Here is a 13393-nt window from a genome sequence, read left to right as displayed (position 1 = left end):
CGCGGCCTCTCTTTTTTCCGCTTCAAGGTCTTTATGAACCGTTCTTATCGACCCGCTTCACTATTTTTATAATTAAAAAAGCAATGCAAAATTGCACTGCTTTTTTAGATGTTTAAAAATTCCGTTTGTTTTTCCGCTTCGTGCTCTTGTTTTTTGGGACATTTTCGTAAAATTTACGTTTCTTTTTCGACTTTTTGCCTTGACCGCCGCCGGCTTCGGAACTACCTTGCTGGCTGCCGCCTTGATTGCGCTCCTTATTTCGCCCTTGATTACGGTCTTGATTTTGTCCACCTTGCTGTTTGTTCCTGCGCGGCTTATTGGTATCACTGCCGGTTTTAAAAACTTTTGGTGTTTCTGAACGATCCCGGCGTGGCGTCCCCTTCATGCCGACAATTTCAAAATCAATCACACGTTCTTCCTTATTAACCTTTACAACACGAACAGTGATCTCATCGCCGATACGGAACACATTTCCTGTTCGCTCGCCAATCATCGCATAATGGCGCTCATCAAATCGGTAATAATCATCGGTCATGTAGCTGACATGGACAAGACCCTCGATGGTATTCGGAAGCTCGACAAACATACCAAAATTGGTCACCGAGCTGATAATGCCGTCATACTCAACACCAATCTTATCCTCCATGTACTCGGCTTTCTTTAATTCATCCGTTTCACGCTCGGCATCGACGGCACGGCGCTCCATTTTTGAAGAATGCTGGGCTATTTCCGGCAACTGGGCATTCCATTTTTCCCGAGTCGCTTCATCCAGCTTTCCTTCAATTAGATAAGTACGAATCAAGCGATGCACGATAGTATCAGGATAACGGCGAATCGGCGAGGTGAAATGAGTATAAAACTCCGTTGATAATCCGAAATGTCCGAGACTCTCAGGATCATACTTTGCCTGCTGCATCGAACGAAGCATGACGGTTGAAACAACCATCTCTTCCGGCTTTCCTTGAACCTCTTCGATAATTTCCTGCAAAGCCCTAGGATGAACATCGTTAGCAGTTCCTTTTACGATGTAGCCGAAGTTGGTGATAAACTCAAAAAACTTCCGCAGCTTATCTTCCTTAGGATCTTCGTGAATTCGGTATATAAACGGTACTTCCATCCAGTGGAAATGTTCAGCGACCGTTTCGTTTGCCGCTAACATAAACTCCTCAATTAATCTCTCGGCTACTGAGCGCTCGCGAAGAATGACATCCGTTGGCTTGCCTTCCTCATCCACTAACACCTTTGATTCTTTAAAATCAAAATCGATCGCCCCGCGCTTCATCCGCTTATTTCGAAGAATCGCCGCGAGCTCCTCCATCAATTCAAACATCGGAACAAGAGGTTCGTAACGTGCGCGAGTTTCTTCGTCTTTATCAATGAGAATTCGGTTCACATCATGGTAGGTCATTCGCTCCGTTGTCTTAATTACACTTTGAAAAATTTCATGCGAAACAACAGTACCCTCTGAGGAAATTTCCATTTCACATGATAAAACGAGCCGATCTACTTTTGGATTTAACGAACAAATTCCGTTTGATAAACGATGTGGAATCATCGGGATAACCCGGTCTACTAAATAGACACTCGTCGCCCTGTCTTCCGCTTCTACATCAATAGGTGTTCCTTCTTTAACATAATAGCTGACATCGGCAATATGAACACCAAGTTTATAGTTGCCGTTTTCAAGCTTGGTAACGGTCACGGCATCATCAAGGTCCTTTGCATCGGCGCCGTCAATCGTCACAATGATTTCGTTGCGAAGGTCGCGGCGGTTGGCCAATTCACTTTCATCAATGGTATCTGGTGTTTCATCCGCTTGCTTTAATACATCGTCTGGAAACGCCATCGGCAGTCCGTGCTTATGTATGACAGAAAGAATATCTACACCCGGGTCGTTTTTGTGGCCCAGGATGGTGATGACTTCACCCTCTGCACTTTTTCGCCCTTCCGGATAGGTGACAAGCTTCACGACTACTTTATGACCCTCGACCGCTCCCTTTGATGCTGATTTAGGAATGAATATATCACTGGCAAACTTTTTATCATCGGGAATCACAAACCCGAAGCTTTTGCTCTCCACATAGGTTCCCACTACTTGCTGGACGCCGCGCTCTATGATGCGGATAATGCTTCCTTCGCGGCGCTGCCCGGACGATTCTGAAGAAACTCGAGCTAAAACGATATCCCCATGCATCGCTGTGTTTGTTTCATTTGGCGGGATAAAAATATCATCCATACCAGGTTCATCAGGAACGACAAATGCAAAGCCTTTCGCATGCCCTGTCAGCTTACCGCGGATTAAATTCATTTTTTCCGGAAGGCCATAACGGTTGCTGCGGGTGCGGACCACCAGCCCTTTTTCCTCCATTTGCACGAGGGCTTTGACAAATTCCTTGAATGCACTTGAATCTTCAATGCCAAATGCTGCTTCCAGCTCCTGAACCGTTAATGGCTTGTAAGCTTCATCTTTCATATATTGCAAAAGCCTGTCAATGTGCTTTTGTATGTTTTCTTCCAAAAAAATCTCTCCTTTTAATCGCGCCAGTCCAGTTTTTCTAAAAAGTTAAAGACATCCTCATGCAGCTGATCGCGTTCCTTATCAAGCGTAATGACGTGTCCAGACTCTTCGTACCATTTGATTTCCTTTTCAACTGACTCGATTTCGTTGTAAATAATATTGGCACTTTCGGTGTTGATCATATTGTCGTGGCGTGCCTGGACCACGAAGGTTGGCGCATAAATCATATCGACATTATCGCGAACCTCTGCAATTAATCCCTGCAGTGCTTTTAAGGTGTTCATCGGCGTCTTTTTAAACTCGTTCATTTCCAATTCGATTTGCTCGTCTGTTTTTCCTTCTCGTTTCTTAAATTCCCGCGCATAATCGAGAACCCCTTCGTACATTACGTCTTCATTTTTTATATACATAGGCGCACACATCGTTACAATTCCTTTTATAGGTACAGTGTATCCTAATTTCAAAGAAAATACGCCGCCAAGGGAAAGTCCGGCTACTGCAATCTCTTCATGGCCTTTATTTTTCAAAAATTCATAGCTCTTTAGAACGTCCTGCCACCAATCCTCAGGACCAGTGTGAACGAGTTCTTCAGGCGGAACCCCATGCCCTTTGTAATGGGGTGCATGGCTTGTGTAGCCTTTTTTTTCAAGAAATCGCCCCAGCATCCGGACATCTGCGGAATTGCCGGTGAAACCATGAAGCAAAAGGACAGCTCTCTTTCCTCCCTCAAAAGTAAATGGCTTTGGTAAAGTAACTCTCATGCAAAAAAACTCCTTCTATATAATAAGCTTATCTTAGTTTAAGCAAAGCAGTGGTGAACATTCCAGAAAAAAGGCTTATAGGAAGTGAATTTCGCGGTTTTTGATGTTTATTTCGCGGATTTCTTGAATTATTTCGCGTGTTTTGGGATTTATTTCGCGCACTTTCAAATTTATTTCGCCTGTTTATACAATTATTTCGCGAGCACCCACTTCTACACAAAAAAAAACCTGACCCACGGGCCAGATTTTGCATTTTAATTATTAGATTTTGAAGTAAGTAACTGCAAGAGCAAGCAGGAAAAATAAAACAGATAATACAATCGTAATACGATGTAAGATCAAATCAATTCCACGTGCTTTTTGCTTACCGAATAGGGATTCAGCACCACCTGAAATGGCACCAGATAATCCAGCGCTTTTACCTGATTGTAGTAATACAACAAGAATAAGTCCAATACTTACGATTACTAATAATGTTACAATTAATGCATGCATGAAGGCCACCTCCTGTTAGAACGTACATTTCACAGTATTCTTAATTTACCATATTATTTCCCTTTTAACAATAGGAGTTATTGTGACAGCTTTTGGGAATGCCGATTATTGTTTGACTTTGAAGTTCTCCTCGATAAAATCTCTTTCTTCTTTGGCGGAGGCAATTCTCTTTGCTTTCCCGACTGTTCCCTCCTGAAGGTCCCAGATTTCATTATGATCTTCGTCGACTCGAGAAAAATCACCTTTAGCCCAACGCTTTAAAATACTGTAATAAACATCGGTGTTTTTATAGTTTGACTGATTTTCATTTACTACATCCAATAACCGATTTATCCGCTCATTCGTTAAAGGAATAGCCCCCCACTTTTTATCAGCTATAATTTTTTGATGCGACATTTTGTGGATTGCATCCAGTATTTCTTCTTCGGTCATAGTTAACGAAAAGTCTTTAGCAATTTCTTTGCTATTCTTATCATGGATTTGAATTACGGTTTCTCCTTCGTCCGTTTTTTGTACTTTAACGGTTACCGCATCCTTTTGAATTGGCAATGCTCCTTTTGAAAAATAATAAATAAATCCCAAAGAGAGGACAGCAAAGAGAATAATGATTCGTTGTGTCCGTGATAGTTTAGATAAATATTTTTTCATCTTTGTCTCCCCAGTTTTTTCGTTTATTTTTATATTAAACATGAACTGGTTATTTCCCTGCTTTTACTTCCAAAAAAAGCAAAACCCCTGCCCATTAAGAGCAGGGGTTATTTTTATAAAAATTACTTCTTAAGATTGTAGAATGATTTAAATCCGTTGTATTGGCTTGTTTCACCTAATTGGTCTTCAATGCGAAGCAATTGGTTGTACTTTGCCACACGGTCTGTACGTGATGGCGCACCAGTCTTGATTTGACCCGCGTTCGTTGCAACAGCAATGTCAGCAATGGTGTTGTCTTCTGTTTCACCTGAGCGGTGAGAAATTACAGCTGTGTAGCCAGCACGTTTTGCCATTTCAATCGCATCAAACGTTTCAGTTAGTGTACCGATTTGGTTCACTTTGATAAGGATGGCGTTGCCAATTCCTTTTTCAATACCTTCAGCTAACTTTTTCGTGTTAGTAACAAATAAATCGTCACCCACTAATTGAACTTTTTTGCCAAGACGCTCGGTTAACAGCTTGTGGCCTTCCCAGTCGTTTTCGTCTAAGCCATCTTCGATTGAGATGATTGGGTATTTTGAGCAAAGTTCTTCATACCAATCAACCATTTCTGCAGATGTCTTTACAACACCTTCGCCAGCAAGATGGTATTTTCCATCTTCTTTATTGTAGAACTCTGAAGATGCAGCATCCATTGCCAGCATTACTTCTTCACCAGGCTTGTAGCCGGCTTTTTCGATAGCTTCTACGATGGTTTGAAGTGCTTCTTCGTTTGAACCTAAGTTTGGTGCAAAACCGCCTTCGTCACCAACAGCAGTGTTAAGGCCTTTAGATTTTAAAACTGATTTTAAGCTGTGGAAGATTTCAGCACCCATGCGAAGTGCTTCTTTAAAGTTTGGAGCACCTACTGGCATTACCATGAATTCTTGGATGTCCACATTGTTATCAGCATGCTCGCCGCCGTTTACGATGTTCATCATTGGCACTGGAAGCTGCTTAGCGTTGAAGCCGCCAAGGTATTGGTACAAAGGAATATCTAAGTAGTTTGCAGCCGCATGAGCAACCGCCATAGAGACGCCAAGGATGGCGTTTGCACCTAATTTGCCTTTGTTGTCAGTACCGTCAAGCTCGATAAGGGCGTTATCAACAGCCACTTGATCAAGGACGCTGAACTCTTCGCCAACAAGCATCGGAGCAATAATTTCGTTTACATTGTCAACTGCTTTAAGAACACCTTTTCCAAGGTAGCGCTCTTTGTCGCCGTCACGAAGCTCAACCGCTTCGTATTCACCAGTTGAAGCACCGCTAGGAACTAAAGCGCGGCCAAAAGCACCGGAATCAGTGAAAACTTCAACTTCAACAGTAGGGTTACCGCGGGAATCTAATACTTCACGTGCATATACATCTGCAATAAATGGCATTTGTTTTTCTCTCCTTAAAATTGAATTATTTTAATAACGATGTACCAGTCATTTCTGCTGATTTTTCAACATTTAATAAGTCTAACATGGTTGGCGCTAAATCCCCAAGAATTCCGCCTTCACGTAATTCTGCACCTTGTTTTGTTACGATAACCGGTACTGGATTTGTTGTGTGAGCTGTCATTGGCTCGCCTTCCAACGTTACTACTTCGTCTGCATTGCCATGGTCAGCTGTAATGATGGCTGTGCCGCCTTTTTCAAGGATTAAATCGACAATTTTACCTAAGCATTCATCCACTGTTTCGATGGCTTTAATAGTCGGCTCCAGCATACCTGAGTGTCCAACCATATCTGGATTAGCAAAATTTAAGATAATGGCATCAAATTTATCATTTTGAATTTCGTTTAAGAGCGCGTCCGTTACTTCATAAGCACTCATTTCCGGTTGAAGGTCATAGGTTGCAACCTTTGGAGAGTTGATTAAAATCCGCTCTTCGCCAGGGAACTTATCTTCACGGCCTCCGCTCATAAAGAAGGTAACATGCGGATATTTTTCTGTTTCCGCGATGCGTAGCTGCTTCAAATTATTTTGCGACAGCACTTCACCTAATGTATTGTCTAAGTTAGTCGGTTTAAAGGCTACATAACCATTGACCGATTCACTGAAGTGGGTTAAGCAGACAAAGAACAGATCCTTCGGATGCTTTGGCCCGCGGTCAAACGCACGGAAATCTTCGTTCGTAAACGTGTTGGAAATTTGAATTGCACGGTCCGGACGGAAGTTATAGAAAATAACAGCATCATTGTCCTGAATCGTGGCAACTGGCTGACCATCTTCTTTTGTGATTACGGATGGAAGTACGAATTCGTCAAAGATTCCATGAGAATAGGAATCCTCCACAACCTCTAAGGGATTGCTATAAGATGGTCCTTCACCGTATACCATGGAACGATAGGACTTTTCGACGCGCTCCCAGCGCTTGTCCCTGTCCATGGAATAATATCTGCCAGAAATGGTGGCAAACTCGCCGACACCATACTCCTTCATTTTATCCAGTGTCTGCTGAATATATGTTGCAGCAGTCTTTGGACCGACATCACGGCCATCAAGGAATGCATGAACATAAACTTTTTCCACGCCTTCTTCTTTTGCCAGCTTAAGCAAAGCAAACATATGGCTGATGTGGCTGTGAACACCACCGTCAGACAGTAAACCGAATAAATGAAGGGCTGTACCGTTTTTCTTCACATGCTCCATAGCGCCGGTGAAGGTTTCATTTTTTTCAAACTCCCCTTCGCGGATCGCAATGTTCACACGTGTTAAGCTTTGATAAACTATGCGGCCGGCACCGATGTTCAAATGACCAACCTCAGAGTTTCCCATTTGTCCTTCAGGAAGACCTACCGCTTCACCTGAAGCTGTTAAGTGGGAATGTGGGTATGTGCTCCAAAACCGGTCAAAATTTGGTTTTTTCGACTGTGCCACGGCGTTCCCTTTTGTTTCACCCCTGCATCCAAATCCATCAAGGATGATGAGTGCAACTGGAGATTTACTCATACTTACCTGCCTCCAATAATTGCAGGAATGATTGTGCTTCAAGGCTGGCGCCGCCTACTAATGCACCATCAATATCTGACTGTGCCATATATTCTTTAATATTTTCCGGTTTCACGCTGCCGCCATATTGAATTCTCACTGCATCGGCAACATCTTGTGAAAATTGCTGGGCAATTACTTGACGGATATGGGCACATACGTCATTGGCATCTTTAGAAGTGGAAGACTTACCTGTTCCAATCGCCCAAATTGGTTCGTAAGCAATGACCGTTTGTTTCACTTGATCTTCTGTTAAACCAGCTAGTGCCTTCGCAACCTGGTCACCAACTAATTGGTTTGTTTCCCCGTTTTCACGCTGTTCTAACGTTTCGCCGCAGCAAACGATTGGCGTTAAGTTGTATTTAAAGGCCGCAAGAGTTTTCTTGTTAACTGAATCATCAGTTTCATTGAACATTTCACGACGTTCAGAGTGTCCAATAATCACATATTGTACTCCAAGGTCAGCAAGTGCCTTAGGGCTGATTTCTCCCGTAAACGCACCGCTTTCTTCGAAATGCATGTTTTGGGCACCTATTTTCACATCACTGCCTGCCGTTACTTCTAAAAGATTTTGTAAAAATAAAGCTGGTGCACAAATAACAGAATCTATCTTGTCAGGAGCAGGTACAAGTCCTTTTACTTCTTCTGCAAAGCTTTTTGCTTCCGAAATAGTTTTGTTCATTTTCCAGTTTCCTGCAATGATCGGTTTACGCATAGAGGCACATCCTTTCTGGTGAAAAAAATTATTTATCGTTCAAGGCCACAACGCCTGGCAATGCTTTGCCTTCCATAAACTCAAGTGAGGCACCGCCGCCTGTGGAAATATGGCTCATTTTTTCCGCTAAATTAAACTTTTCAACTGCTGCTGCAGAATCTCCGCCACCGATAACAGAATAAGTGCCTTCTGCTTCAGCAAGTGCTTCTGCTACCGCTTTTGTTCCACCAGCAAATTTATCGATTTCAAACACACCCATAGGTCCGTTCCAAATCACTAGCTTGGATTTTTGAATGACATCACGATAGATTTCAGCTGTTTTTGGTCCAATATCAAGGGCTTCCCAGTCAGCAGGAATTTCTTCGATTGAGACTACTTTAGTGTTAGCATTTGCAGAGAAATCATCAGCAACAATGGCATCAACTGGCATGTAGAAGTTAACACCTTTCGCCTTTGCTTTTTCCATAAATGACTTAGCAAGGTCGATTTTATCTGCTTCTAGCAGAGATTTACCGATTTCATGTCCTTGTGCTTTTACAAATGTATAAGCAAGACCGCCGCCAATAATTAAGTTATCTACTAATTCAAGGAGATTTTCAATGACACCAATCTTGTCCTTTACTTTCGCACCGCCGATGATCGCTGTAAAAGGACGCTCTGGATTGGAAAGAGCCTTGCCAAGAACTTCAAGTTCTTTTTCCATTAAAAAGCCAGAAACGGCTGGAAGATAATGGGCCACTCCTTCAGTTGAAGCATGGGCGCGGTGTGCAGCGCCAAAGGCATCATTCACATAAACATCAGCAAGTTCAGCAAATGCTTTTGCAAGTTCTGGATCATTCTTTTCTTCACCAGGATAAAAACGAACATTTTCAAGCAAAAGAACGTCGCCTTCGTTCAAGGTATCGATCATTGCCTTAACAGAATCACCGTAAGCTTCATCCGCCTTTTTCACTTCTTTGCCAAGAAGCTCAGACAATCTAACACCAACTGGGGTTAAGCGCATTTCTTCGACAACTTTACCCTTTGGACGGCCAAAATGGCTCGCTAAAATCACTTTTGCACCATTGTCTACTAAATACTGAATCGTTGGCAATGCCGCACGGATTCGTGTTTCATCCGTAATTTTCCCCTCTTGCATTGGAACGTTGAAATCAACCCGGCAAAATACGCGTTTACCTTTTACATCGACATCTTTTAAGGTTTTCTTGTTCAAGTAAAGGACCTCCTACATATGTAATGATGTAGCAATAAAAAAGGAGAGGGGGAATCCTCCCCACTCCCCTTGGAATACCATTAACCATTATAAAGGATTTACCGTTGGTAATTCAATCCAATATTATAGGCCTTTTGAAGCAATGTAATCTACTAAGTCAACAACACGGTTTGAGTAACCAACTTCATTGTCGTACCAAGATAATACTTTTACCATGTTGCCTTCAAGAACCATTGTTGATAATGCATCGATTGTAGAAGATGCAGTGCTTCCGTTAAAGTCTGTAGAAACTAATGGAAGCTCAGTGTAAGCTAAAATGCCTTTTAATGGGCCTTCAGCTGCCGCTTTTAAGGCTGCATTGATTTCTTCAGCTGTTACTTCTTGGTTTAATTCAGCAACTAAGTCCACAACTGAAACGTTTGGAGTTGGAACGCGCATTGCCATACCGTTTAATTTGCCCTTTAATTCTGGTAAAACTAGAGCAACCGCTTTTGCCGCTCCCGTTGTTGTTGGGATCATGTTTTCAGCAGCAGCACGTGCACGACGGTAGTCTTTGTGCGGCAGATCAAGAATTTGTTGGTCATTTGTGTATGAGTGAACAGTTGTCATCATACCGCGCTTGATTCCGAAAGTATCGTTTAATACTTTAGCAAATGGCGCTAAGCAGTTTGTTGTACAAGAAGCGTTTGATAGTACGTGGTGGTTAGCCGCATCGTACTTGTCTTCGTTAACACCCATAACGATTGTGATATCTTCGTTAGAAGCTGGAGCAGAAATGATAACCTTCTTAGCACCTGCTTCAAGGTGTTTCGCAGCATCTTCACGCTTTGTGAAACGTCCAGTTGATTCAACTACTACATCCACACCAAGGTCGCCCCAGCCAAGCTGTGCAGGGTCGCGTTCAGCGATAACCTTTACTTTGTGTCCGCCAACTACTAGGTATTCACCGTCAACTGTTACATCTTCAGCAAGAGTTCCGTGAACAGTATCATATTTTAAAAGATGAGCAAGCATATTTGCATCTGTTAAATCGTTAATTGCCACGATTTCCACATCGTTATGTTTTAATGCCGCACGAAATACGTTACGACCAATACGTCCAAATCCATTAATACCAACTTTAACTGCCATGATAAAATTCCTCCTTTTATTTGGGTAAAGATGTATATTTTTTAAAAGGATTTACCCTTTCAATAACCTGGTTGCGACACCTTCATCGGTGATTAAAATCGTCGATGCCGGCGCTTGTTTCATATAGGCTTTGATTGCTTTTGCCTTAGAGGCTCCCCCTGCCACCGCAATCACGTTTGGAATGTTTGCCAAGTCTTCAAGCTGGAGACCAATCGTCAGAACCTTGTGGACAATCTCGCCTTCTTCATTAAAATAGTAACCAAATGCCTCGGAAGCAGCTTTTTCCTGTTCAAGCTTTTTTAAGATAGCAGGACTGCTTTTTCGCCTTTTGGCCATTGTGATAGCATCCCCTATTCCATGGAGTACCATGCTTGCTGATCTAATTAGGCTTAAAACCTCATGGATGTCAGGTTCTTTAATCAGCGATTCATAAATTTCCATACTGACTTGGTCAGGAACATAAAAGACGCGATGCTTTGATTGAGTGTTTTGAGACATAATCGAGCTGATTGTGTTCGCTTGATTATGTACATCCTCCCCAACTCCGCCGCGGGCTGGAACAAACAATAATTCCTTATTCAAAAACTCTGGCGAAAGCCTTTCTGCAACAGCCGCCATTGTTGACCCGCCTGTTACTGCGATGATATTTTTTCCTTCAAGAAGCTTTTTCATGCAAGCTGCACATGCCTTGCCAAGCTCGCCTTTAACCATAGACGACTCATCACTGTCACCGGGTACAATAATGACTTTTCGAATTCCCAACCGGTGTTTTAATTCCAGTTCCATGACATCCATACCCTTTAATTCACGCATGAGACCTTCCAAATCTTCTAGTAAATTTTTCCCTTCGTCAGTCAAACTCATTCCCACATTGTTAATGTAAATAAGATTCTGATCTTTGAGGAAGTCTACTTCACTACGAAGAATTCTTTCGGTAAAGCCAAGACTGACTGCTAAACTTCTTCTTCCTACTGGCTGCATAAATCCTATGTAACGCAGGATAGAATAGCGTTTTTGCAGAACCTGAAGGAAATCGGGTAATAATCTTTTGGTGATATCGATGAATGACTGCATGATTACCATGCTCCTTTATAATATGTTGCTGGTCAAAAAATGTCCACCCTAGACATATTATGTCCCACCTGATTCAAAAAAAAATCACCCTTGCTACAATTTTCATTGTAACAGGAGTGAAAACCTATTTCAACTTATAAATCCGCCTTTTTTTCCTGTAAACGGTTACTTATGTCAAATTTGTTAATCATCCCATAAGCAACCTCTTTCCCATTGAGATGAACAACCGGAATCATCAATCCATAAAGCTCGGTTAATTCATCACTTTGCTCAATATCGATTTCTTTGAGTTCGAAATCCCACTCCTTTTTAAGCTCAAGAAGCTCTACCTTTGCCTTCTCACAAAGCGGGCAGCGATTTCTAGTATATAACGTAATTTGCGGCATTGATTTGTTCCTTCCTTAATTAAATCTTTTTCTTTTGGATGAGGACGGAATCCCCAGTTGGTCGCGATATTTGGCAATGGTCCGCCTTGATACGACAATTCCTTCTGCCGTCTTCAATTGATCCACAATTTCCTGATCTGATAACGGTTTTTCTTTATTCTCTTTTTCTATCAACCTGCTAATAGCATTTTTAACTTGGGTGGAGGAGGTATTTTCATCCTCTGAAACCGTTTGGATTGTACTGGTAAAAAAGGATTTTAACGTTACGGTTCCTACTGGCGTTTGCACGTATTTTTCCCTTACAGCACGGCTCACGGTAGATTCATGAATGTCTAGTTCTGCGGCCACTTCCTTCATCGTCATAGGCACTAAATATTGCGCACCTTTTTGAAAAAAAGCAGGCTGCTTCTCGACAATCTTTCCTACAACCTTTGTCAGTGTCTCCTTCCGCTGTTCAATGCTCTTTAAGATCCATTGGTAATCCTGGAATTTTTCTTGTAAAAAACGGTTTACCTGAGTATCCTGGTCTTTGAATTTTTTATAGTACGTTTCATTAAAGCTTATCCTTGGAATCGGATCATCAAACATCCGAACCGTTAAACCATCCTCAGTTTGTTCGATAATTGCATCGGGCGTAATGTAGGCTGCGCTAGCAGTTCCCCCGGTTAAAATCGCTGCAGGCTTTGGATTAAGAACCTGAATCTCATCGAAAACATCTTGAATTTCCTTTAAAGAAACCTGAAGCTCTTTTGAAATTTGCTTCCATTTCTTTTCAGCGAAAGGAACAAAATAGTTAGCGATAATATTTAGGGCAAGCTCATTATTAGGATTTTGATAATAAATTTGCATCAAGAGGCATTCTTGAAGGTTTCTTGCACCAATTCCTGCTGGCTCGAGCGTTTGCAGGACGGCTAAACATTCTTCTACTAAATCCTCTGATACCTTTAAGTATTCAGCAATTTCACTAAAAACACCCAAGAAGTAACCGTTTTCATCGAGATTCTGTATAAGATGGCGAATGACTTTTAATTGTTCCGCAGACATTTTTTTTATGTTTAATTGAGAAATTAATTGCTCTTCTAACGAAAATTTCTTTTCCGCAATTTGGTCAATCCAGTCTTTTTCTTCCTTTTGGTGTTTGCGGCGATTTCGATCGATTAGGGGATTCATCGGCTTTACATTCGCATGCTCCACTTGAATAAGGGGATTTTCCAGCGCCTTATTTTCCAAAAAAGCTGTCAGTTCCTGCGCTGAATATTGCAATAAGGCAATCGCCTGGGACAATTCCTGCGTCATCGCGAGTTTTAATGTTTGCTGTTGCCATAATCCTGCCTTTAAATTCATGTTAATCTCTCCCCCTTATTTTCTATTTTACATGAAAGAGGGGGTTTTGGGATATGGAAATTGTTAATAGTGTAGTTGGCGAGCAAAATA

Annotated in this window: 12 protein-coding genes; all 12 read right to left on the bottom strand. The window is 41.9% G+C overall.

The genetic code is table 11. The features are described 5' to 3' along the window. Positions 1 to 112 precede the first annotated feature (112 nt). The 12 genes from rnr to rpoN all read right to left on the bottom strand — a co-directional run bounded on the left by rnr (position 113) and on the right by rpoN (position 13303). On the bottom strand, positions 113 to 2518 hold the full coding sequence (rnr, locus tag V7161_RS21490) for a ribonuclease R (RefSeq protein ID WP_335714911.1): 2406 nt from the start codon (positions 2516 to 2518) through the stop codon (positions 113 to 115). Between the two features lie 14 nt (positions 2519 to 2532). After that, complete coding sequence (locus V7161_RS21485) at positions 2533 to 3279, bottom strand: alpha/beta hydrolase (RefSeq protein ID WP_335714910.1); 747 nt, start codon at positions 3277 to 3279, stop codon at positions 2533 to 2535. Positions 3280 to 3540: 261 nt separating this feature from the next. Beyond that, positions 3541 to 3774 carry a preprotein translocase subunit SecG gene (gene secG / locus V7161_RS21480; RefSeq protein WP_335714909.1) on the bottom strand — a complete coding sequence of 78 codons (234 nt, stop codon included), beginning with the start codon at positions 3772 to 3774 and terminating at the stop codon, positions 3541 to 3543. Between the two features lie 105 nt (positions 3775 to 3879). Continuing rightward, positions 3880 to 4422 carry a DUF6241 domain-containing protein gene (locus tag V7161_RS21475; protein ID WP_335714908.1) on the bottom strand — a complete coding sequence of 181 codons (543 nt, stop codon included), beginning with the start codon at positions 4420 to 4422 and terminating at the stop codon, positions 3880 to 3882. A 122-nt stretch (positions 4423 to 4544) separates the two neighbouring features. After that, positions 4545 to 5843, bottom strand: a complete 1299-nt coding sequence (eno, locus tag V7161_RS21470; RefSeq protein WP_223592065.1) for a phosphopyruvate hydratase — start codon at positions 5841 to 5843, stop codon at positions 4545 to 4547. Between the two features lie 25 nt (positions 5844 to 5868). After that, the gene (gene gpmI, locus V7161_RS21465) at positions 5869 to 7401 is read right to left on the bottom strand and encodes a 2,3-bisphosphoglycerate-independent phosphoglycerate mutase (RefSeq protein WP_335714907.1); all 1533 of its coding nucleotides are present in this window, start codon (positions 7399 to 7401) and stop codon (positions 5869 to 5871) included. After that, the gene (gene tpiA, locus V7161_RS21460; RefSeq protein ID WP_335714906.1) at positions 7394 to 8155 is read right to left on the bottom strand and encodes a triose-phosphate isomerase; all 762 of its coding nucleotides are present in this window, start codon (positions 8153 to 8155) and stop codon (positions 7394 to 7396) included. The genes gpmI and tpiA overlap by 8 nt, the downstream gene beginning before the upstream one ends. Positions 8156 to 8183: 28 nt before the next feature. Continuing rightward, a complete protein-coding gene (locus V7161_RS21455; protein ID WP_335714905.1) occupies positions 8184 to 9368 on the bottom strand; it encodes a phosphoglycerate kinase in 1185 nt (394 codons plus the stop codon). Positions 9369 to 9491: 123 nt separating this feature from the next. Beyond that, on the bottom strand, positions 9492 to 10499 hold the full coding sequence (gene gap / locus V7161_RS21450; protein ID WP_223592071.1) for a type I glyceraldehyde-3-phosphate dehydrogenase: 1008 nt from the start codon (positions 10497 to 10499) through the stop codon (positions 9492 to 9494). A gap of 51 nt (positions 10500 to 10550) precedes the next feature. Then, the gene (locus V7161_RS21445; protein WP_335714904.1) at positions 10551 to 11573 is read right to left on the bottom strand and encodes a sugar-binding transcriptional regulator; all 1023 of its coding nucleotides are present in this window, start codon (positions 11571 to 11573) and stop codon (positions 10551 to 10553) included. Between the two features lie 134 nt (positions 11574 to 11707). Beyond that, positions 11708 to 11959 (bottom strand): glutaredoxin family protein, encoded by a 252-nt coding sequence (locus V7161_RS21440; protein WP_335714903.1) that lies wholly within the window; start codon positions 11957 to 11959, stop codon positions 11708 to 11710. 15 nt (positions 11960 to 11974) lie between these two features. Then, complete coding sequence (rpoN, locus tag V7161_RS21435; RefSeq protein WP_335714902.1) at positions 11975 to 13303, bottom strand: RNA polymerase factor sigma-54; 1329 nt, start codon at positions 13301 to 13303, stop codon at positions 11975 to 11977. Positions 13304 to 13393: the final 90 nt, after the last annotated feature.

Source organism: Neobacillus drentensis (genome assembly GCF_036965425.1).
Classification (GTDB): Bacteria; Bacillota; Bacilli; order Bacillales; family Cytobacillaceae; genus Neobacillus; species Neobacillus drentensis_F.
Note: the sequence above shows the minus strand (reverse complement) of the source record. Positions and strands in the feature narration are given on the sequence as shown.

Coding starts and splice junctions, on each gene's coding strand:
- V7161_RS21485 (WP_335714910.1), bottom strand. CDS start 3,279: ATGAGAGTTACTTTACCAAAGCCATTTACTTTTGAGGGAGGAAAGAGA.
- secG (WP_335714909.1), bottom strand. CDS start 3,774: ATGCATGCATTAATTGTAACATTATTAGTAATCGTAAGTATTGGACTT.
- V7161_RS21475 (WP_335714908.1), bottom strand. CDS start 4,422: ATGAAAAAATATTTATCTAAACTATCACGGACACAACGAATCATTATT.
- eno (WP_223592065.1), bottom strand. CDS start 5,843: ATGCCATTTATTGCAGATGTATATGCACGTGAAGTATTAGATTCCCGC.
- gpmI (WP_335714907.1), bottom strand. CDS start 7,401: ATGAGTAAATCTCCAGTTGCACTCATCATCCTTGATGGATTTGGATGC.
- tpiA (WP_335714906.1), bottom strand. CDS start 8,155: ATGCGTAAACCGATCATTGCAGGAAACTGGAAAATGAACAAAACTATT.
- gap (WP_223592071.1), bottom strand. CDS start 10,499: ATGGCAGTTAAAGTTGGTATTAATGGATTTGGACGTATTGGTCGTAAC.
- V7161_RS21445 (WP_335714904.1), bottom strand. CDS start 11,573: ATGCAGTCATTCATCGATATCACCAAAAGATTATTACCCGATTTCCTT.
- V7161_RS21440 (WP_335714903.1), bottom strand. CDS start 11,959: ATGCCGCAAATTACGTTATATACTAGAAATCGCTGCCCGCTTTGTGAG.
- rpoN (WP_335714902.1), bottom strand. CDS start 13,303: ATGAATTTAAAGGCAGGATTATGGCAACAGCAAACATTAAAACTCGCG.